This window comes from Modestobacter sp. L9-4, assembly GCF_019112525.1.
Classification (GTDB): domain Bacteria; phylum Actinomycetota; class Actinomycetes; order Mycobacteriales; family Geodermatophilaceae; genus Modestobacter.
Map to the genome: position 1 here is coordinate 2,575,738 of NZ_CP077800.1, position 20,388 is coordinate 2,596,125.

16 protein-coding genes are annotated in these 20,388 nt (G+C 64.9%); 10 read left to right on the forward strand and 6 right to left on the reverse strand.

Going from position 1 to position 20,388, the window contains the following annotated elements:
* Window positions 1–107 precede the first annotated feature (107 nt).
* From KUM42_RS12115 to KUM42_RS12125, 3 genes are read right to left on the reverse strand one after another with little or no spacing between them, the layout of a single operon-like run.
* Window positions 108–1,226, reverse strand: a complete 1,119-nt coding sequence (locus KUM42_RS12115) for a hypothetical protein (RefSeq protein WP_237492601.1) — start codon at window positions 1,224–1,226, stop codon at window positions 108–110.
* Window positions 1,227–1,281: 55 nt separating this feature from the next.
* On the reverse strand, window positions 1,282–2,805 hold the full coding sequence (locus tag KUM42_RS12120; protein WP_237492603.1) for a UDP-N-acetylmuramoyl-tripeptide--D-alanyl-D-alanine ligase: 1,524 nt from the start codon (window positions 2,803–2,805) through the stop codon (window positions 1,282–1,284).
* Complete coding sequence (locus tag KUM42_RS12125) at window positions 2,802–3,485, reverse strand: alpha/beta fold hydrolase (protein WP_237492605.1); 684 nt, start codon at window positions 3,483–3,485, stop codon at window positions 2,802–2,804. The genes KUM42_RS12120 and KUM42_RS12125 overlap by 4 nt, the downstream gene beginning before the upstream one ends.
* Before the next feature lie 389 nt (window positions 3,486–3,874).
* Here KUM42_RS12125 and KUM42_RS12130 point away from each other — a divergent pair, with 389 nt between their 5' ends.
* A complete protein-coding gene (locus KUM42_RS12130) occupies window positions 3,875–4,609 on the forward strand; it encodes a glycosyltransferase family 2 protein (protein ID WP_237492607.1) in 735 nt (244 codons plus the stop codon).
* On the opposite strand, the gene KUM42_RS20415 is transcribed toward KUM42_RS12130, so the two are convergent.
* Window positions 4,603–5,511 (reverse strand): glycosyltransferase family 2 protein, encoded by a 909-nt coding sequence (locus KUM42_RS20415; protein ID WP_370629312.1) that lies wholly within the window; start codon window positions 5,509–5,511, stop codon window positions 4,603–4,605. The two genes, KUM42_RS12130 and KUM42_RS20415, sit on opposite strands and share 7 nt — an antisense overlap.
* A 92-nt stretch (window positions 5,512–5,603) precedes the next feature.
* Here KUM42_RS20415 and KUM42_RS12140 point away from each other — a divergent pair, with 92 nt between their 5' ends.
* The 6 genes from KUM42_RS12140 (at window position 5,604) to KUM42_RS12165 (ending at window position 13,767) form a co-directional block, all read left to right on the forward strand.
* Window positions 5,604–6,941 (forward strand): hypothetical protein, encoded by a 1,338-nt coding sequence (locus tag KUM42_RS12140; RefSeq protein ID WP_237492610.1) that lies wholly within the window; start codon window positions 5,604–5,606, stop codon window positions 6,939–6,941.
* A complete protein-coding gene (locus KUM42_RS12145; protein WP_237492613.1) occupies window positions 6,938–8,419 on the forward strand; it encodes an O-antigen ligase family protein in 1,482 nt (493 codons plus the stop codon). The genes KUM42_RS12140 and KUM42_RS12145 overlap by 4 nt, the downstream gene beginning before the upstream one ends.
* On the forward strand, window positions 8,416–9,915 hold the full coding sequence (locus KUM42_RS12150) for a lipopolysaccharide biosynthesis protein (RefSeq protein ID WP_237492615.1): 1,500 nt from the start codon (window positions 8,416–8,418) through the stop codon (window positions 9,913–9,915). Before KUM42_RS12145 ends, KUM42_RS12150 begins: the two co-directional genes overlap by 4 nt.
* Before the next feature lie 23 nt (window positions 9,916–9,938).
* A complete protein-coding gene (locus KUM42_RS12155) occupies window positions 9,939–11,120 on the forward strand; it encodes a glycosyltransferase family 4 protein (RefSeq protein WP_237496673.1) in 1,182 nt (393 codons plus the stop codon).
* Window positions 11,117–12,184, forward strand: a complete 1,068-nt coding sequence (locus KUM42_RS12160) for a glycosyltransferase (protein WP_237492617.1) — start codon at window positions 11,117–11,119, stop codon at window positions 12,182–12,184. The genes KUM42_RS12155 and KUM42_RS12160 overlap by 4 nt, the downstream gene beginning before the upstream one ends.
* Before the next feature lie 281 nt (window positions 12,185–12,465).
* Window positions 12,466–13,767: a hypothetical protein gene (locus KUM42_RS12165; RefSeq protein ID WP_237492619.1), complete on the forward strand. Its 1,302-nt coding sequence runs from the start codon at window positions 12,466–12,468 to the stop codon at window positions 13,765–13,767.
* 1,513 nt (window positions 13,768–15,280) lie between these two features.
* Here the strand turns inward: KUM42_RS12165 and KUM42_RS12170 are convergent.
* Complete coding sequence (locus KUM42_RS12170) at window positions 15,281–16,795, reverse strand: sugar transferase (protein ID WP_237492621.1); 1,515 nt, start codon at window positions 16,793–16,795, stop codon at window positions 15,281–15,283.
* A gap of 221 nt (window positions 16,796–17,016) precedes the next feature.
* A complete protein-coding gene (locus KUM42_RS12175; protein WP_237492623.1) occupies window positions 17,017–18,150 on the reverse strand; it encodes an LCP family protein in 1,134 nt (377 codons plus the stop codon).
* A gap of 228 nt (window positions 18,151–18,378) precedes the next feature.
* On the opposite strand from KUM42_RS12175, the gene KUM42_RS12180 reads away from it, so the two are divergent.
* From KUM42_RS12180 to KUM42_RS12190, 3 genes are all read left to right on the forward strand, one after another.
* Window positions 18,379–19,698, forward strand: a complete 1,320-nt coding sequence (locus KUM42_RS12180) for a UDP-glucose/GDP-mannose dehydrogenase family protein (protein WP_237492625.1) — start codon at window positions 18,379–18,381, stop codon at window positions 19,696–19,698.
* Between the two features lie 49 nt (window positions 19,699–19,747).
* Window positions 19,748–19,975 carry a hypothetical protein gene (locus KUM42_RS12185; protein ID WP_237492627.1) on the forward strand — a complete coding sequence of 76 codons (228 nt, stop codon included), beginning with the start codon at window positions 19,748–19,750 and terminating at the stop codon, window positions 19,973–19,975.
* Between the two features lie 80 nt (window positions 19,976–20,055).
* Window positions 20,056–20,223 (forward strand): hypothetical protein, encoded by a 168-nt coding sequence (locus KUM42_RS12190; RefSeq protein WP_237492629.1) that lies wholly within the window; start codon window positions 20,056–20,058, stop codon window positions 20,221–20,223.
* The last annotated feature ends 165 nt before the right edge of the window (window positions 20,224–20,388 follow it).

The following is a 20,388-nucleotide window of genomic DNA, read 5'->3' on the forward strand; positions in this document are numbered from 1 at the left end:
TCTTCCCGGTGAACCCGACCATCCCGATCACGCGAGACGGCCACGTCGGCTCCGGGGTCCGCGGGGGACCTGGGAGCCGACGTGGCCGTCTCAGGTGGTGCGTGGGCTCAGCGGGTGGGACCACCCAGGTTGGCGAGCTTGCCGGCGATGCCGCCGGCGGCGCGGAGAGCTTCACCGCGGGCGAACACGGTGGGAGCCTCGTTGGAGCTGCGACCGCGCACCGCCTGCTCGAGGGCGTTGGTCAGCAGCGCGGCGGGGGAGTCGTCGGGCCACAGGTACAGCGACATGGCGCCGGGGATGTTGTTGACCTCGTTGACGAACACCTCGGTGCCGTCGCTGAGGAAGTCCAGCCGGGCGAGGCTGCCCAGCCCGACCAGGCCGGCGACCTGCTCGGCCAGCGAGCGGATCCGGGCGGCGAGCTCGTTGGAGATCGGGGCGGGCATCTCCCGGGGTGCCTTGCTGAGCCCGGACGTGTGCAGGTACTTGTCCGAGTAGCTGTAGATCGAGTCGGAGCCGGGGCGGATCGGCTTCTCGATCAGTGAGGCGCGGAACGTCGGGTAGGTGATGACCGCGACGTTGAGGTCGTACAGGTCGGGCCGGTAGGGCTCGAGCACGGCGCCGTCGGCCAGGTGCACGTTCTGCTTGGCCAGCCCCTTGGCGGCCGCGAGGTCTTGGACGACCTCGATGCCGATGCTGGAGCCACCGAAGCGCGGCTTGACGATGTAGGGACCGTCGAAGTCGGGGTCGGCATGACCGTCACCGACGATCAGCCGGGGGAGGGTCGGCAGCCCCGCCTGGGCGATGACCGAGCCGAAGGCGAGCTTGTCGACCGACAGGGCGCCGGCGAACAGCGAGCCGCCGGTGGAGGGCAGGCCCATCCAGTCGAACAGCGCACGGGCGCCGCCGGCTTCGGCGTAGCCACCGTGGAAACAGCTGAGCACGGCCTCGGGGCGGTAGGTCTTGGGACGCAGGCCCTTGACCGGGCGCCAGCCGCCGCTGCGACCGAGCACCGGTTCCACCTGGGTGGCCCGGGCGGGGGCGCCGTCGATGAAGTCGCGGGCCTCGCTGTCGACCGGGACGGTGTGCCAGTTGCCACCGCGGTCCCAGTAGACGGCGAGGACGTCGAGCCCGCTCTGGTTCAGCAGCCGTGCGGCCTGCAGGCCGGTCAGGATGCTGATGTCGTGCTCGGCCGAGGGACCACCGAATGCGACGGCGACCTGCTTCATCGTTCCTCCTGCTGCCTGGGGGGCGTGGCTGACCAGCTGTCGGGGGCGCTACCGGTCACGGGTAGTGATCAGGCAGGTCGTTCTCGAACAGTACGACGTCCCCCGGTTCGGCCTTGCCGGAGATGTGGGCCATCGCCGCCACCCGGCTGTTGACCAGCACGGTGCGGTCGGGCGTCGACCCGGCCACCAGCGGACGGCGGTTGGTGCCGCCGACGATGACCAGCGTGGCGCCCGGGGTGGCCATGACCTGCTCGGCGAACTCACGGTTGCGCTGGTCCTGGGAGGAGCCCAGCTCGACCATGCCCGGCGTGACGACCCAGACCCGGTGGCCCTCGCCGAGCTGACGGGCCAGCGCCAGGGCCTGCGCCGCGCCGTCCGGGTTGGCGTTGTACGTGTCGTCGATGACGTGGATGCCGGCCTCGTTGACCGAGGCCTCGGCACGGTGCGCGACACCGGGGAGCTTGCGGGCCACGGTGGCCTCGATGCTGGCCCACGAGACGCCCAGGACCCGGGCGATGCCCGTGGCGATGGCCAGGTTGACCGGGTGTCCACCGCCCGGGGGCTGCGCGATCCGCGTCGTCCCACGACCCTCGTCGGTCAGCACCCACCCCTCGCCCTCGGGCACCACTCGGACATCGGCGACGGTGTCGGGGCGGGTGGAGACCCGGACGACGGTCTTGGCCGACTGCAGCCGGTCGGCGGCCTCGGCGAGCTCGGGGACGTCGATGTTGAGGACGACGATCTCGGCGCGCTCGGTGATCTCGAGCTTGGCGGTGACGATGTTGGCCCGGCTGCCCATGCGCTCCAGGTGCGCCTCGCCGATGGTGGTGATGGCGGCGATGCGGGGCGGGAAGGTCTCCGTGAGCCGGCGGATCTCGCCGGGGCCATAGGTGCCCATCTCGGCGACGAACACCTCGGTGGAGCCGGACAGCCCGTCGTTGATGCTCCGGGACAGCCCCATCATGTTGTTGAAGCTGGCCGGGCTGGCGAAGACGTTCTTCTCCGGCGCCAGCAGGGCCTCGACGTAGGCCTTCGTGGAGGTCTTGCCGTAGGAGCCGGTGATGGCCACGACGTCGGGGGAGACGGCGGTCAGCCGGGCACGGGCGCTGGTCACGAACTTCTCGCCGAGCTTGGCCTCGACCGGCTTCAGCGCAGCCAGGACGGCGTCGGTGACCGGCGCGGTGAAGAGCACCAGCGCGGCGCTGACGGCGGGGGAGCGGAACGCGACGGCGGCGGCGACCTGGACGGCGACCGTGCCGCCGGCCAGCCGACGCAGCCGCTGGGTGAACGCCGGGCGCGGGAACGGCTTGCGGAACACCAGTCCGACCGGCGCTGCGGCGGCGGCCAGAGCGGCCGGGATGCCCAGCACCGGGTAGCGGAAGGCGCCGGCAGCGCAGACGGCGCCCACGGCATAGGGCAGCACCGACACCGGCGTGCGGGTGGCCCACATGCGCAGCATCGCGGTGTTGCGGCCGGGCTCGTAGTGCTCGCGCTGGGCGACGCGCCACCACGTGAGGTCGGCAGCAGCGGTCCCGGCGGCGACGGCCACCCACTCTGCGGCAGTGAGGCCGGCGCTCACGCGTCGGTCCCGGTGGCCAGCAGCGCGCGCAGCCGCTGGTCGATCGCGGCGTCGAGCGACGGCTGGAGCAGGTGGGCGGCGTCGTCGACGACGGTCAGCGTGCCGCCGGTGCGCTCGGCGATCTGGCGGGCGGTGGACAGCGGCGCGGCCGTGTCACCGGCCCCCCAGACCAGCTCGATCGGGCCGTCGTACCGGGCGAGTGCATCGAGCACGCTGCTGTACTCCTCGTTGACGGTGCGGACCAGGACCTCGCGCATGACGCCCTCGGCGTTGCGGTAGTCGGCGGAGCCGTACTTCCTGCGAGCAGCCTCGACCTGCTTCTCCGGCAGGATGCCGAGCTTGCCGGCCCTGCGGAGGACCCGGTAGGCGAGGGGGGCTCTGGGTGCGGTGCCGGCGCGCAGCAGGGGCGTCCCGGTCAGCAGGAGACCGCCGACGAGCTCGGGGTGCATCGCCGTCAGCTGCGCGACGACCCGACCCCCGAACGAGTGGCCGACCAGCACAGGGCGATCGAGTGACTCGACCAGCGGCAGCAACCAGCGGGCGTAGTCATCGGAGCCCCAGGAGGTTGATGGAGGAGGCGCCGAGCCGAAGCCGGGCTGGTCGAGCGCGAGGCCGCCGACAGCAGTCAGCGCGCCGGTCCAGTCTTGACGGGTGCGGCCCCAGCCGTGTAGAGCGATCACGCGGTCGGGCTCAGCTCCGAATCGTTCAGCCAGGAACTGACCATCCAGGAGGCTCACGAGCACTCGAGAAGCCTAGCCCAGCGCCAGCAGTCAGTCCGTGCGCGCATGGGTGCCGATTCCAACTGAGCGTCGTTCCCGTGTCCTGGTCCCGGGAGCCAGTCGTGGTCCTGACTCAAGGAGCCAGTCGTGCGCCGCATGTGTTGACAAGCGGCAAGCGATTTGCGCCCGCAACGCTCAACGAAGACAGCTCGAGTCAACTCGGTTTTTAGTGGGCTGGCTTTTCCGGTCGTTGCTTCATGTGCTGGCTGGACAGATGTGACTGCTAGCCTTCCGATAAACGCCCAGCCTGGATGAGGGGATAGGTCGTGCGACCCATATCGGTCACCATTGTGACGCTGAATGAGGCGGAGACACTGCCCGACTGTCTCGCCAGCGTCTCTTGGGCTGATGAAGTAATCATCGTTGACTCAGGGTCCACGGACGACACGGTCAGCGTGGCAACCCGGATGGGGGCAACAGTGCACGCCCATCCGTGGATGGGCTTCGCGGCGCAGAAGAATCTGGCAGCCCAGTTGGCCAAAAACGACATGATCTTGAACTTGGATGCGGACGAACGCGTCACGACGGAACTTCGACGTGCTATCCAGGACTGTCAGACCGTGGCGGCTCGGTATGAGATCAGTCGGACATCCCAATTCATGGGCAAGTTTCACCGTCCAGTTCACCGCCCGACGCGGGAGTACCTGGTGCGGCTCTATGACCGGACGCAGGCGCGTTTCGGCGATGTGTTGGTGCATGAAAAGGTCGAAGCTTCCGCGGGGGGGAGTCCTGTAAGACTTGAAGGCGATCTTCAGCACTACGGCTACAGGGGTATGAAAGACTTTGTACGTCGACTCAACGACTACAGCTCGCTGTTAGCTGCAGAGCAGGTCCAGGCGGGTAAGACTAAAGCCCGGCCGGTTCTGCGTCCCACCGCCAGATTCCTGTGGGCTTACGTCCGACACCGCAACATCCTGGACGGTCGACGCGGACTTCTCTTATCGCTGTTGTGGGCGTTTCATGACTTCCTCGTAGAAGCCAAGGTCATTGACGCGCAGATGAATGCTCGCTCGCGCACTCATTGACCGAACGGTTTCCGTCGAGCGCTCTCTCGAACCAGCAGTCGAGACCTCCGCAACTCATTGAGCGCCGGACCGCGCAACGCGGGGACGACTGAGGCGAGGCTCCACGTAGGCACGTTGAGTGTGCTTGCAAGGAGCCATCCGAGACGCAAGCGCAAGATGCCAAGGCGACCTCCGTGCTTCCGGAAATAGCGAACGCGCGCACGCCAGACAGCAAAGAATCGGCGCTCAGTAGCGGCTGTGTATCGTCCCGCACCCTGTGACTCATCATGGACGACAAAGACGTCCGGAACATAGACTCTCTGGACACCCCGAGCCGCCGCGCGCACCTGCCAGTCCACTTCTTCGGAGTACATCCCGTACCCCTCATCCAGTTCTCCAACGAGTGACCAAACGTTCCTGTGGAATGCGAGGAAGGATCCGACCATCCAGTCCTTCCGACTTACACTTGCTACGCCTGCCCGGCGTAGCAGCCGGAACAGCACGTGCAGTTCGAGCGTTTGTCGAAAAGGCGTCGGAAAACGATGCGCGATTTGGATGGGCTCTCCGTTCACGCGATGGGTCGCGGGCGCAAAAATGGCCAGGGGATGTTTTTCCGCCAGCGCGGTGAGCTTCTCGAGAACGTCACCGTCTACCTCGATGTCGCTGTTGCTCAGCAGAACAACATCGCCCGTGCTCGCATTTACACCTGTATTGACAGCGGCTGCAAAGCCCCCGTTTTGGTCATGTCGAATGCCTCGTACTGAGGGAAACTCTCGGAGGAGTGCGTCCAGTCCCGGCTCCGTGCTGGCGTCATCGACAACGACAACATCGAGCGCTGAGAGGGATGTCGTGTCGATGCCCCCCAGGAGTCTGTGGACATAGTGCCAGTTGTTGTAGACAGGTATAACCAGTGACGCGTCCAACAGGTCCAGCCTCCTTGAGTTCTAGTAAGTAGCCGTGCCGACAGGTAACCTCACGTGCCTATGTCCAACTGGTCTGACAGGAGCTTGACCGCATGCAAGGTGAGCAAACGCTGAGTTGGTCGCCTGGTGCTGCGGTTGAGTGGTTGCGACGGTTCTGGCCAACGCTGGTCGCGGGGATTCTACTCGGCTGTGCGCTGGGTTTCGTCCACCACGAGCTCTCATCTGAGAGTTACCGCGCCACTACACAGCTGGTGGTGGGGCCCTCCTCTGTCGACGCTGTCCTGCCGTCCGCAACCAATGCGGGCGGCGATGCACGACTCGCACAAGCGACCCAAGCTGGGGTTCTTCGCAGCGAGCAGGTTCGTCAAGCGGCGGAGCAGACGCTCGGGACCCCCGTCGAGGTGTCTGTCACCGTTGTGAAGGACAGTCAGCTCATCGAGGTGAGTGCCGTGTCGACGACTCCCGAGCGAGCGGTCGCTGTGGCGGACACATATGTCGATGGTTACCTGCAACTTTCGCGACAGCAGGCGGCCGAAGCCTTCAGCCAGCTGGAAGTGCAGCTCAGGGCGTCGGCAGACTCGATAGGTCAACAGCTAGCGACGCTTGACGCTCAGACTTCAAGCGATCAGGTCGCCGGTGGCTCGTCGACGTCAGCTCAATCCGTGGCACGCCTCAACCTCCAGACACGAGCCTTCCAAATAAATGGGGCTCTGGCTAACGTCGAGGTCCTGTCCCAGTCCCCCCCGGCCGCCGCGACCGTTACGACCACGGCAGCTACGCCTGAGACTCCAATCGGGCTGAGCGCATCTGCGGCGACCGTCCTGGGAGGCTTGTTGGGCCTCATGCTGGCGACTGTTCTCTCCGCGGCGTGGAATGTCTTCGCCGCCAAGTTGCAGACGCAGCGCCAAGTCGAGGAGCTCACCGGGCTCTCCTTCGTAGCCGTAGTCGCACAGAACGGCAATCGCTACACGGTTGAAGAAGGTGGACTGTTGGCCGGTCTCCTAGCTCGAACCAGTGGCGCGGTGAACGGTGGACGATTGGCCCTGGTAATGTCGCCTGAGCGTGCAAGTACGCCAGTGGCAGAGGCACTGGCCGCATTCGTGAGCGAGAGAACGGCTGATAATCACCCCCCGGTGCTCAACGACGTTGGTCCTGAACAGCCCGTGGGTTCCTTCGGTCTTGACCACTCCCAGGGGGCCGCCACACCGCAGTGGCGCTTCGACGCCGTTGTAGCACCCGATCGGAGTCCGAGTGCCGCGTCGAGTCTTGTGCGCGACTACGACGCTGCCGTCTTGGTAGTGGATGCCAGACGGTCGACGCGTCGCGGAGTCACCCGTGCCGTCAAGTTGCTGGACGAACTCGACATCCCGACCCTGGGCATGCTGTGGTCGACCAGCGATGAAAAGGCGGCTCGCGGGTCGGAACAGTGACGCACATCCGCCCGCTGGCCGCGGTGAACGATGAGCGGGCCCTCACCGACATCCCTAAGGCAGTACCTGCGGGAGTCATTGCGCTCAGCGTTGCATTGGCATTTCTGATACCAAATATCGCAACCCTAGCGGTCCCGGCACTACACGGCATCGCGGGGATCTACCTGATCCGCCGTCGCGCCCCTGCTCAACTCGTGCAACTGACATTAGCCAGTTACGCGTTTATGCCCCTGGTGCGCCGCGTAGTCGACTGGCAGGACGGTTTCACCGACCCGAGTCCGATATTGATTGCACCGACCATCCCTTGCCTGGCCTGTGCGCTGATTCTCTTGAGACCTTTTCGCATGGATAGAGCTGCCGCCGCGCCAGTATGGACTTTTCTTGTTATCAGCCTATTCGGATGTGCAGTTGGTCTCCTGCTCAATGGTTCAGTGGCAGTCATCACAAGCTTCCTCAAGCTGATCGCTCCCGCATTACTGGCTTTGGTCGTCCTCGCCAATGCGAAGAAGGCCGCCGAATCCGTGCTTGCAGGGTTGGTGCCACTGGCTCGCTGGCTGGCCCTCGGGATGGGTGCTTATGGATTGGTTCAATTTTTGGTCCTCCCGCCCTGGGACGCAGCTTGGATGCGATCGGTTGAGGACATCGTCTATTCAATCGGTGCGGCGGAGCCGCTGAGTGTGCGCGTTTACTCGACGGGCAGCAGCCCTGGGCCAACGGCTGGCCTTATAACTTTTGCTCTTTTGATCCTCATGACGACCGGTGCACCTCTTCGGCGGCCCGTACTCGACGCCGCAGCGATCGGCGCCGGCGTCACGACTCTGGGTTTGACGCAAGTGCGGGCGAGTTGGCTCGTCCTGCTCCTGTGCATCCTGCTTATCGGTTCGAGGCGGCCCAGAGTACTGAGGGGCGTGTTAGTCCTAGCGGCAGTGGTCACCCCGTTGGGCATGTTGGCGGCTGGCCCGGTGATCGATACGATCTCGGGTCGACTGACCGATACGGTTGCTGCTGGTTCCCAAGACACCAGTCTGCAAGCGCGCCTCAGTTTTCAGGCCGCTCAGCTGCCAGTGGCCATTTCACAGCCCCTAGGTCAAGGCGTCGGATCTTCAGGAGCCGCAGCCCGCATCGCTGGAGGAGACGCCGCCTTCACGGATGTCGACTCTGGATACCTAGAGCTGTTCAGAGTGTTCGGGGCTGTAGGCGCAAGTGTTCTCATCGGTGTTTTCGGTCTGATGTCATGGCGCGCTTGGCAGGTCGCCGGGCGGCCGCCCAACCATCTGATTCAGCTTCCCCTTCTAGGCGCAGCCGCCACAGTCGTCATCACGCCGGCGAACTTGCTGTTCGCTGCACCCCAGGACGCCAATGCCGCTCTGCTGTGGGTCCTGTGGGCCAGTCTCGCGGTGGTGCGTTCTAACGACAAGCCTCGGGCGCCGCGACATGCAGTCACGCGGATGGCTCGAACTTCGACGAGGACGAAATGACGGACAGCGAGAAGCATCAACGTCGGAGTCCGAGGCTTGCGGGGCAGGTCATGTGGAGCGGCGGCGCGTTGGCTCTCCCGACGGTCGTCCTCCTAGGTTTGACGCCTTACCTGCTCCAGCAGCTCGGACCCGAACGTTTTGGCCTGTGGTCACTACTGGCTACGCTCCTCCTGTTCGGTGTGAGCTTGGACGGCGGCTTGTCGGCGTCCGTTTTGAGATGGGCAGGGATTTACAAGGGCGTGGATGAGCGTGCCTTTGTAACTCGCATCGTGACAACGGTTCTTCTTACGGTGTCAGCCGTTGCTGGCCTGATAGCCGCCGCAATCTGGCTCTGTATCAAGCCACTGAGCGGGTTGGTTAATGCCTCAGACGACTTGCGCGCCGACACTGAGTTGATTCTTCGCTCAGCACCGGCCCTGGTGTGCCTCGCCATCCTGAGTTCAGTGTTCGCCGCATTCGCGCAGGCACACGGACGGTTCACCGCGCAGTTCATTAGGGCGCTGGTCAGTCAGGCGGCCTTTGTGGTAGCCGCGGTCACGCTCGTTCCGGCGCACGGACTGACCGGTGTAGTCGGGGCGGCGTTCATCCAACAAGGCGTCGGCTTGGTCGTCGCCGCAGCGATCAGCGCTCGCTACCTGCGACTCAGGTCGGTGGCTGTCATGCGGCGATCCGAACTTGGGCCATTTGCTCGACACGCTGGTCAAGTACAGCTAGGCGGACTTTCAACGCTTTTGATCCTAGAGGGTGACCTCCTCGTCGTGACCCTACTTCGGCCGATCGACGAGGTCGGCGTCTACGCATTGGGTGCGGCGGTTGCTGGCGGGCTCCGCAGCATTCCACTCTTCGCCGTCCCCCCTGTCTACAGCCGGCAAGTGGACCGATTTCGCCGCGAGGGGTTGAGAGGCTCCCTCGAGGCGGCGCGGTCACAGCAGATGGCGTGGTCCGCTTTGACTGTCCCTTGGAGCTTCTTCACAGTTGCGGTCAGCTTCGCGGCAGTGACAGCATGGGTAGGGCCGCAAGCCGGGCTGGCTGGCCTGGTCGCCCTGATACTTTCCGTCTCTTATGCGCTCAATACGGCGACGGCGGTCATGAGTACCTTTTGTCGGGCGATTGGCCGACCAGGTCTTGAAACTACCTACAGCGCTATCGCCGCTGTTGTGAACATTGCATTGATCTTTCCCCTGACGCTCTGGTTGGGGGTGGTCGGTGCGTCCATCGCCGGCGCCTTCGCGTATGCGGTAGGGATTGTGACGCTGCTTCGTCTCGTACGCCGAAAGATTGATACCCAGTTTCCAGCGCCCATTCGGGTGCGAGACTTACCGCAGCCAGTTGCGGCGGCTGTCGTAGCAGGAGTCTCGGCGACTTTTGCCGTCACACTGCTGCCTCAGGGGGTCATCGGGCTTGCGATAACCGGGGCCGTGGCAGCCGTGCCGTTCGTCCCGGTGGTCGTTAGGGCCGTGCGGTTGAATACTCACCATATCAAGGCACTGTCTTGAGGAGGTCTGGCGTTGTGAACGTCATGTACGTAGGCCATACTGCGAAATTGTCTGGCGGGGAGATCGCGCTACTGCGCCTTCTCCCGGCGCTGCTCGGAGACGTGCGGCCGCTAGTGGTCTTGGCGGAGGATGGGCCGTTGGTGTCGCGATTGCGAGAGCTGCACATCGACGTCGTCGTACTGCCCATGCCGGGACAGACGAGGGAATTGCGGAAAGAACGCCTTGCCAACCCCCTCGTGGCCTTATCGCGAGTACGGGGAATCTTGCGCTACTCGCTCTCTCTGCGGAAGCTTATCCTGGAGAGGCGTGTAGACATCGTTCATACCAACACCCTCAAAGCAGGCTTCTACGGCTGCTTGGCGGCACGTCTGGCGCATGTTCCCAGCGTATGGCACCTGCGAGACCGCCTGGCGCCCGACTATCTTCCCCGATTTGCGATCTTGGCTACGCGGCTCGCCATATCGGTCCTGCCGGCCAAGGTAATTTGCAATAGTCAGGCAACGCTCAAGACGCTGTCGCACCCTAGGTTGTCTCGTCTGCGACGGCGCTCGGCGGTGGTACTAGCGAGCCCCATGCCTGATGTGCTCGACAGTGGACTTGCAAACGTGCCGAAGGCCCGAGATGTGGCCTCATCGGAATACACGATCGGGATTTTGGGGCGCATCTCCCCGTGGAAGGGTCAGCACGTCGTGATTCGCGCGTTCTCGCAAGCTGACTTACCGGTCACTGCTCGGCTGCGCATCTTGGGTTCTGTCATGTTCGCGGAGGATGCCTATGAGGCGTCGCTTCATGCAGAGGTGGCGGTCCAAGGGTTGGAGGACCGTGTCGAGTTTGTCGGCTTTGTGGACAACGTCTTCGAGGCCCTCGCGACGCTAGACGTGCTTGTTCATGCGTCCGTGGTGCCCGAACCCTTCGGTCAGGTTATCGTCGAAGGATTGGCCGCGGGCCTACCTGTCATTGCTACTCGAGGCGGTGGACCGAGCGAGATCCTGACGGACGGTGTTGACGGGTTGCTGTATGACGCAGGTGACGTCGAGCAGTTGGCTGGCCTCATCGGTCGGCTTTACACCGACTCGAGTCTGGTCCAGCGTTTGCAGACCAATGGTCGAGCCCGTGCGCGAGACTTCTCGCCTGAGGTCATCGGTCCGAGTGTCATCTCGCTGTATCGAGAGATGCTCAGCTCACGCCGGCGCACCGCGTCATGAGAGTTGTCGTCGTTCATGACTACGTAACTCAACGGGGAGGTGCCGAGCGGGTGACCTTAGAACTGCTCCGCGCTTTCCCGGACAGCAGACTGACTACATCGTTTTACCGGCCTTCGTCCACGTTCCCCGAGTTCGCGGATATAGATGTGGAAACCTCGACCTGGAATCACATCCCGTTCTTGGCGTCCGATCCGCGTCGGGCGCTCCCGCTGCTGAGTGGCGTCTTCCGACGCAAACAATTACTTGATGCGGACGTTGTCGTGTGTTCGTCTGCAGGTTTCGCGCACGAGGTCCAGTCGACGGCTCCTAAGGTGGTGTATTGCCACAACCCCCCTCGTTGGCTTCACCAGCCCGAGGACTACGCGATGGGACTCAGCAGTTCGGGGCAATTTGCGCTTCGCCGGATGCGCTCGCACCTTGAGCGGCGTGACCGTGACGGTGCTCTTACGGCAGCTGGGTACATCGCCAACTCGAAGAACGTCGCTGCCCGCATCCGGGCGGTCTATGGCCGGGATGCCACGGTCATCAATCCGCCGCGGGGAATCTCGCCGGACGGTCCGATCGAAGCAGTGCCTGGACTAGAGCCTGGGTTCCTGCTGACTATTGGCCGACCTCGGGGCTACAAGCAGGCAGACATCATTGCAATGGCTGTGGCTGGCATGCCCGAGCAGAGGCTGGTGATGGTAGGCGGGCAGGTCGCCACGAAGATGCCTCCGAACGTCCGGCGGCTGTCAGGCGTGTCCGATGCTCAGCTCCGGTGGCTTTACCGCGAGTCGGCAGCTGTTCTCGCGTGCTCGCGGGAGGACTTCGGGTTGACTCCAGTGGAAGCGTTCGGCTTCGGGACGCCGGTGGGGGCAACGCGCGAGGGCGGCTATCTCGAGACATGTGTAGCTGGGCTCACTGGGCAATGGCTTGATGCAAGCAGCCTTGACGCGCTTCGCGGGTCGATCACACGACTAGTCACCAGCGAGTGGGACCGTGCGGCGATTGTTGCGCATGGTGAGAGATGGGCGCCTGAGACGTTCCACGCCAGCGTGCGTGCGTACGTACGTGGTGTCGTCTGAGCTGACAGGAACTCGACCGTAAGGTGTGCTTGTGAGCCAGTCGATCACTCTAAGCGATCGGCTGGTCGCTCGACTGTTCCTGAGCCGCGGAGGTGGCGAGCGTGGTTGAGCGATCTGAGCTTCCTGAGAGTTCCCTGAGTCGCGGGACGGCGTGCGAGGTGAGCCCGAGCTTCTCGCGTCGGAACTTCCTAGCGGCTGGACTCCTGGTAGGAACCGCGGTAGCACTGCCTCGCTCGTCCAGCGTGCGTGTCAGCACGTTAGACCTCGCAAGTACCTCGTCGGTGCCCGTCATCCCGACTGACGCCACCGCCTTCGTCGACTCAGTCGGTATCAACACGCACTGGGGCTACACGGATACGCCGTATGGTTTCGCATACGACGCGGTCCGAGACAGACTGGTGGAATCCGGCATCAAGCATGTCCGCGGAGACACTATCCGCGCCGACGACCTTTATCGGTACGGTATCAAGAGCACTATTCTCGTCGACAAAGCTGTCTCAGGGCTGGGAGACCCGGGTGCACAGGTGATTGCGCTCCTCCCGGCCGCAGGGAGGGGGGCGGTCGCGGCCATAGAGGGGCCAAACGAAGCTGATCTCTTCTGGACGCGATCGCAGTGGACGTACAAGGGATTGACCTTCCCCGCCGCGCTATTGGCGTGGCAGGCGGATCTATGGGGGGCCGTAAGAGCTCAGGCTTCCTTGAAGAATGTACCCGTCATTGGTCCAGCTATGGGGAACACATACTGGAGCGGAGGGCATCCTTTGCCCGCCGGGTCCCTCCAGGGGACGTCCGACTTTGGGAATATGCATCCATACCCCCGGGACAATCCGTTCTCCATGCCGCGCAGCTACGCTGGCATTCGAGATTACTACCGGGAGAGCAACTTCCCCTCTGGCACACTCGATGAGTATCCGATCAACTTCAAGAGCTCGCGGCTGCCGTATGGAAGTAAGCCGATGATGGCTACGGAGACCGGATACTCCACCTGGAGACTTGGGCAGTCCGAACGCGTACAGGGACTCTATCTGCCGCGAGTCTTGATGGAGAACTACCGGCTAGGAATTTCGCGGACTTACCTGTACGAGCTGCTCGACGAGTTCGAGGACGCCGGTGGTGAGAACAAGGAAGCTCACTTTGGCCTCTTGCGGCGGGATCTCACGCCAAAGCCAGCGTTCACTGCGGTGAAGAACTTGCTGAAGGCTGTTAGTCCGCGAGTCGGAGTGTCGGGTGAGCCGTTGCCGTTGCCGTTGTCTCTGCAGGTCACGCCCCCATTGGGCTATGATGCGCAATTCCTTCATCACATCATGCTCACCCGTTCGACTAGCGAGCATGTACTCGTCTTATGGCACGAGGTCTCGTCTAACGACGTGTCCACACTCGCGCAGAATCCTCCACGGCCGCCCATCGAATTAAGGCACCCAGCCATGCGCGTCACTGTCAACCTGGGCCGGCCTTGTCAAGAGATCTCTGCGCGCCGTTTTGATGACCAGGGTGAGTTGAGGCCGCAGGGCTTAGGCCTGAGGCAACAATCGGTCGACTTGATGGTGGATGAGCGGATGACTCTTGTATTCCTTCGGGTATGAAGCGAGCGCGCGTCTCTTGGGAATGAAGAGAGTTGGCCGTGGAGTAGGCCTAGCTCTATCCGTCGGCGCCTTCATGGTGGCTGCATTGTGGACAGCCTCGCCGTCCTTGGCGGGTCCCTCTGAGGCGGCTACGCCCGTAGGTCATCAGGCGATCATGACAACGCTCGTGCAACCGTGCGCTGGTGTCGACGTCGTTCGCTCGGTCACCTTCAGGGTTTCCTCTTATGTTGGAGCATCAGAAATCAGCGCGACGGTAGACGGTAGCGTGGACGCAGTCACGCCCGTTGGACCCATGGCTGATGCGGTGCTCGAGTACCGCGTGCTTCCGGAGGATGGGCCACTGAGAATCCTAGTCGCCGACTCGGGCGGTGAAGTTCACGACCCGTCGCCCCTAGCTGACGTAACAGTCAGCGGCTGCGCGCATCAGACGGACCATGGCGGCTCTCCCTCGGGTTTGGCCTTGGAGACCTATCAGGAGTGCGTAGACGGGCAGCCGCAAGTGCGCGCGACAGCCGTCAACACGGGATCCTCGCCCCTCAGCCTGACCGTCAGATCGACTGAAGCGTCGGATGTCAGCCCGGGACTGATCGTATTGCCCGGCGCCAGGGTAAAGATGAATCAGGTCCCTGGGCAGGCAACTTACTCGGTCTTGACAGACGGAACGCTAGTCGGTAGCTCATCACTGCAGGACGTAGCGGACTGCGGGACTGAAGGTCAAGGTAAGTCCCTGCCGTCTGGCGAGTCGGATTCCTCGGCACCGGAGGCGCGTGAGTCTCCCTATCTGAGCGCAGCGCCCTCGTCTTCTGCGGTCGGCCAAGAGCAGGCGACCCAAGGACCTCAGGATGGACAGGCCGCCGCGTCGTCCTTGAGCGTAGGGGCGCCACCTGTCGCGCCCCTGGGCGGCGCAGAGCTGGCCGACACCGGCGTGGTTGCTAAAGCGCCTCTTCTGTTGGGCTCGGCATGCCTATTGTCAGGGGTACTGGCCGTTTCGGGGTCTGCAATATGGAAGCGAAAGACTTCGGCTGGGCGCGACTGAGTTGCGGTAAGTCAACAAGGGAATCGGCTCGGAGGAGTACTCGGTCCTCGTCGACGCTTGGTCTCAGTCTTGCTAGGACGAGGAATGGAACGCCTCCTGCGCGGGTCGCCGTTCCCTCCACGCGGCGCGTCACTAGTCAGCGGGTCGGACCACAAGCGGAGTAGTCTCGGAAGTTACGACTGGCGAGGTGAGGCATGATTGAGCATGCCGCCATTGGGACCTTGGTGGGGACTACCGCTTTCGATAGCGCTGCGATGTCGCGGCGATCTCATCCACGCTGCCCGCTAGAACTTTTGCTGTAAGGGTCAGGCCCGTGTCGCAGCATCCGTGAGCGCCATGACGTCCCGTGAACTGGACGCAGGTGCTTCCCGGAAGCTCGTCCAATGACGCGATGGTCATCCTTACGAGTATGCGTTGCGGCTCTGACATTGGTCGCGGGGTGCGAGCAGCGCGGTGGGGCTTGAGAGCCGCAGTGAGTCAATAAGCACCGGAGCCGCTCATGACTGCCTTTACCGTCTTCGCCAGTATCATGAAGTCGAAGCTGAGCGACCAGTTCTCGACATACTGCACGTCCGTACGCACCGACTCATCCCATGAGAGGTCGGAACGTCCGCTCACCTGCCATAGGCCGGTCAGCCCCGGCTTGACCAAGAAGCGGCGCCGCATGTCCACGCCGTAGGCTTCGGTCTCACTGTTCAGGGGTGGGCGCGGGCCAACCAGCGACATCTCTCCACGAACGACGTTGATCAGTTGCGGTAGTTCGTCGAGGGAGTAGCGGCGCAGGACTTTCCCTACTCGGGTCACCCGTGGGTCGTCCCGCTTCTTGAACAGCACGCCGTTGCCGTCGCTGTCGTCTTCGAGTTCGGCGACCATGGTGTGCGCGCCCGGCACCATGCTACGGAATTTGATCATGAAGAAAGGCTTGCCCCGATGTCCGACCCGTTCCTGCCGAAAAAACACCGGGCCAGGACTGCTGGCTCGTACGGCCAGTGCAATCGCCAGCAGTGCGGGGGACAGGAAGACCAAGCCGGCGAGCGCCGCGGTGCGGTCGAAACAAGCTTTTGTGAACTGGCGGAGCCCGGTCAGCTCCGGGCGTTCCATGTGCAGCAACGGCAAGCCGGCCACCGGGCGGATGTGCACCCGGGGCCCTACCACTGCAGTGATGGCGGGGGCTACAAGAAGCTCCGCTGAAGTATTTTCTAGCTCCCAACCCAAGGAGCGCAATGCTGAGCCGTCCAGCTCCTGGCTGGGGAGTACAGCGACAGTGTCGACTTCAAATCGGGCGACCACCGCTGCCACCTCGTCGACGCCACCGAGTACCGGCAGTCCGTGAAAGGCGTCAGCAGCCGATGAGTGCTGATTAGAGGGCAGGCAGCAGCCGATCACTCGGTAGCCCTTGTCGGCGGCCCGTTGTAGCTGCTCGTCGAGGTCGGCTATCGCCCGCTGGTGACCGACCAGCAGCGTCGTCTGCTGATAACGGCCCTGTCGGCGCTGTGCGTACAACCAGTGCCGGTGCGCAAACCGCTGGAACAGTGTGAGCAGCGTTGCGCAGGGCAGGGCCAGGACGATGAAGCCCCGGGCGATCTGCAGATCCAACGCCCAAGAGAGGAAGCCGACGCCGGCGAGGAGGGCTACGGCGGAGTCGAGCACTCGGCGGTACTCCTCGACGCCCACCCAGAGGAAGCGTTTTTCGTACGTGCGTGCAACGAGCATCATCGGCAACCACAGGAGCGGCAGCACGAGGACCTCCCACAAGGGTGCGTCGGCTGCAGCGGGCGGGTTCCACGCCGACCACAGCAGGTGCGCCAGCGCTGCGGCGACTACGGCACAGAGCAGGTCGAACGCAACGGTGCGGTGGACATAGCGCGACTGCCAGGCCCGCCGAGCCGTCGTCCCCTCCCCGCGGATGCCAGGGGCGAAGCGCGACCAACCGTCTTCGACGCGGTTGCGTCCCGGACGAACCGGATCGACGGTCAGGTAGGTCGAGCCCATGCGTACGTTCCCCCGAATCGCCTGACGGTGCGGAGAGGCGGGAGGTTGCTTCGGCGCTGAAGGACCTCGGACTGCCATGCCCCCGCATTGGCACGCAAATATGACCACATCGGGGACGCTTTGATGATGTTCGTTAGGTAAAAGCTGAGCGTCCTCGCCAACCGTGATTGACCAGATTCGTTGCGTCAGATCGCACAGTCGGCAGCAGGACGAGCGGGGGACTAACGCGGGACGTCCGGCAGTGCCTCGTCCTCGAAGTCGGCTGCGTTCTGGCCGAGGGAGTCGGTCTGCAGGTAGCGCCACATCCGCTGACCGGTGTTGGCGTCCAGGTAGACGACGCTGGCCGACCCCTCGGTGCCGGTGCCGAGCACTGGGGCGGTGAAGAACTCGACATCGGCCGGGGTGAGGCCGCGCAGCGAGTACGCCATCTTCAGCAGCTCACCGTTGCCCAGCTCGTCGTCGACCGCGGTGGCGTCGGTGACCGCGCGGAGCGTCGAGTCGAGTCGGCCCGGGGAGGTGAACACGTCCTGGCTGAAGAGCTTGGTGAACATCGACCGCAGGTAGTTCTGCTGGCGCTTCACCCGGTCGAAGTCGCCACCGGGCAGGTCGTACCGCTGCCCGACGTACCAGCGGGCCTGGTCGCCGTCGAGGTGGTTGGGGCCGGCGGTGAACGTGTAGGGGCCGTTGCTGGTCGTGGTCGGCACCACCACGTCGACGCCGCCCAGGTCGTCGGTCACCTGGATGAGCCCGGCGAAGTCGATCGCCGCGTAGTGGTCGATGCGGACGCCGGTCAACTGCTCGACCGTCTGGATGAGCAGCGTCGGCCCACCGAAGGCATAGGCGGCGTTGATCTTGTTCTTCCCGTGGCCGGGGATGTCGACCCAGGAGTCACGCGGGATGGAGACGACCTGGGCGTGCGCCCGGTCGGCGGAGAACCGGGCGATCATGATCGCGTCGGAGCGGGCGTCGGGCAGGTCGCCGGGAGCCACGTCGGCGCGGGTGTCCGAACCCACCAGCAGGAAGGTGATCGGCTCGGCGCCTGCCTGGGCGGCGTCGCCGGTGGGGGAGGCCGGCGCCGGACGCGCCTGCTCGTCGAGGCCGTCGAAGACCTGGCCCACGCGCTCGATGTTGCCGCCGTACCGGCTCGTGACGAACCAGAGTCCACCACCGACGATCACCGCCAGGACCAGAGCGAGGACTCCGACGGTGGTCAGGGTCCGGCGCAGCCACACCCGCTTGTGCGACGTGGTCGTCACCTGCTCGTCGATGCTGTCCGCCCCTGCGTTCTGCCGGTACTGCTCCGGCGCGCCGAGCTCCTCGCGGGAGCCTGCGTCGTCCGGCGTCTGCTCGGTCATGCCGGCCCCCGTGTCTGCCCTGTTCACTTGGCCGGACCCTAGTTCTGAGCGGGGGGTGCGGACAGGTCTCCGGTGGCCGTCCCACCCGTGCGGGGTGGGTCTTCGTTGCCTCGGCGGGCGACCTGCCTCCCAGGGGTGGGGTCGCTGGCGTGGCACCGTGCTGCTCTCCTACCGTGCTCCTGTGCGGTGGGCGCTCGCCCGTCAGCTGAACGGGAGAGAGTGGCGTCCATGAAGATCTCGGTCATCGGTTGCGGCTACCTGGGTGCGGTCCACGCCGCCTCCATGGCCGAGCTCGGGCACGACGTGGTGGGCATCGACGTCGACCGCGCGAAGATCGAGTCGCTGCAGAACGCCAAGGCCCCGTTCTACGAGCCCGGGTTCGAGGAGCTGCTCGGCACCTCGCTGGCCTCGGGCCGGCTGCGCTTCAGTGCCGACATGGCCGACGCGCGCGACGCCGTCGTCCACTTCCTCTGCGTGGGCACCCCGCAGAAGCGCGGCGAGTACGCCGCCGACCTGCGCTACGTGGAGTCGGCCGTGGAGTCGCTGCTCGAGGCGCTCAAGCCCGGCGACCTGGTGGCCGGCAAGTCGACGGTCCCCGTCGGTACTGCGGCGCGGTTGGCGGAGCTGGTCGAGGGCAAGGTGCCGGGCGCGATGCTCGCCTGGAACCCGGAGTTCCTCCGCGAGGGGTTCGCCGTCGAGGACACCCTGCACCCGGACCGGCTGGTCTACGGCATCGCCGCCGGCCCCGACGGCGAGCGGGCCCGCGCGATCCTCGACGAGGTCTACAGCTCCATCGTCAGCGCCGGCACCCCGCAGGTGGTCACCGACTACGCGACCGCGGAGATGGTGAAGACCGCGGCCAACTCCTTCCTGGCCACGAAGATCTCCTTCATCAACGCGATGGCCGAGCTGTGCGAGGCCACCGGCGCCGACGTCAAGCAGCTCGCCGACGCCATCGGCCACGACGACCGGATCGGGCGGAAGTTCCTCAACGCCGGCCTCGGCTTCGGCGGCGGGTGTCTGCCCAAGGACATCCGCGCGTTCATGGCCCGCGCCGGGGAACTCGGTGCCGACCAGGCGCTGACGTTCCTGCGCGAGGTCGACAACATCAACATGCGCCGCCGCATCCGGATGGTCGACCTGGCCCGCGAGGTCTGCGACGGCTCGCTCCTGGGCAAGCGGGTGGCGGTGCTGGGGGCTGCGTTCAAGCCCAACAGCGACGACATCCGCGACTCTCCCGCGCTGAACGTCGCCGCGCAGCTGCAGCTGCAGGGTGCCGTCGTGCGGGTCACCGACCCCGCCGCTGGCGAGAACATCCGGCGCAGCTGGTCCCAGCTCGAGGTCGTGGACACCCCCGAGGAGGCCGCCGAGCGCGCCGACGCCGTCCTGCTGCTCACCGAGTGGAAGCAGTACCGCGAGCTCGACCCGGTCGCCTTCGGCAAGATCGTGTCCCAGAAGCGGGTGCTGGACGGGCGCAACGCCCTGGACATGGACAGCTGGGTCTCCGCCGGCTGGAGCTACCGCGCCCTCGGCCGTCGCGCTGGTTGATCAGGAGCGCCTGCCCCAGCAGTACCCGGCGCGGCGATACGGTCCCGGGATGTTCCGTTGGGCGGGTGCGCTGCTGGCGGTCGGAGCGCTGTCCGTGTTCGCCGTCCTGCTGCTGACCGGCGATTACATCCGCGAGGGGCCGGTGCTGGTGACGCTGAGCGCGACCCACGGCATCCACCGCGGTGACCTGGGCGTCGTCGCGGTCTGGGCGCTCGGTGTGATCGGCGTGCTGGTGGGCGTCCTCAGTCCGCGCCGCGGAGCGCACGACCCGAGCTGACTGATCAGCCGCCGCCGGCCGGTCGAGGAACTGGTCGATCGCAGGGTTGACCGTCCAGTGGCCGGGATATGACCTGCGTCATGTTCCTGCTGCTGATGCTCGCCTGGTTCGTGCTCGGTGCCGCCACCATGGTCGTGGTGGCCGCCCTCGGCCGGGCCGGGCGCCTGCAGGACGAGCGGCGCGCAGCGGCGACCGGTCTCACGACCCAGACCACCGACCGCCGTCCGGTGGTCGCGCGAGCGGCCTGAGGCCGCAGCCCGCCGGGCAGGGTGGCGGGCGGCACACGAACGGGTGAACTACCTCGTTGTGCTCACCAACTGTGCCATGGACTTCCTCACAACTCCGTGGTCTGCTGAGGGCGTCCGGCTGAGGGTCCCCTGACCTGAGCCGGACGAAAGCGCTGGTCGGGCCGG

What these genes read in the sequence shown, in the direction of transcription:
- KUM42_RS12155 (WP_237496673.1), top strand. Translation starts at nt 9,939, where the DNA reads ATGTACGTAGGCCATACTGCGAAATTGTCTGGCGGGGAGATCGCGCTA.
- KUM42_RS12175 (WP_237492623.1), bottom strand. Translation starts at nt 18,150, where the DNA reads ATGACCGAGCAGACGCCGGACGACGCAGGCTCCCGCGAGGAGCTCGGC.
- KUM42_RS12190 (WP_237492629.1), top strand. Translation starts at nt 20,056, where the DNA reads ATGTTCCTGCTGCTGATGCTCGCCTGGTTCGTGCTCGGTGCCGCCACC.
- KUM42_RS12185 (WP_237492627.1), top strand. Translation starts at nt 19,748, where the DNA reads ATGTTCCGTTGGGCGGGTGCGCTGCTGGCGGTCGGAGCGCTGTCCGTG.
- KUM42_RS12150 (WP_237492615.1), top strand. Translation starts at nt 8,416, where the DNA reads ATGACGGACAGCGAGAAGCATCAACGTCGGAGTCCGAGGCTTGCGGGG.
- KUM42_RS12160 (WP_237492617.1), top strand. Translation starts at nt 11,117, where the DNA reads ATGAGAGTTGTCGTCGTTCATGACTACGTAACTCAACGGGGAGGTGCC.
- KUM42_RS12140 (WP_237492610.1), top strand. Translation starts at nt 5,604, where the DNA reads ATGCAAGGTGAGCAAACGCTGAGTTGGTCGCCTGGTGCTGCGGTTGAG.
- KUM42_RS12180 (WP_237492625.1), top strand. Translation starts at nt 18,379, where the DNA reads ATGAAGATCTCGGTCATCGGTTGCGGCTACCTGGGTGCGGTCCACGCC.
- KUM42_RS12115 (WP_237492601.1), bottom strand. Translation starts at nt 1,226, where the DNA reads ATGAAGCAGGTCGCCGTCGCATTCGGTGGTCCCTCGGCCGAGCACGAC.
- KUM42_RS12170 (WP_237492621.1), bottom strand. Translation starts at nt 16,795, where the DNA reads ATGGGCTCGACCTACCTGACCGTCGATCCGGTTCGTCCGGGACGCAAC.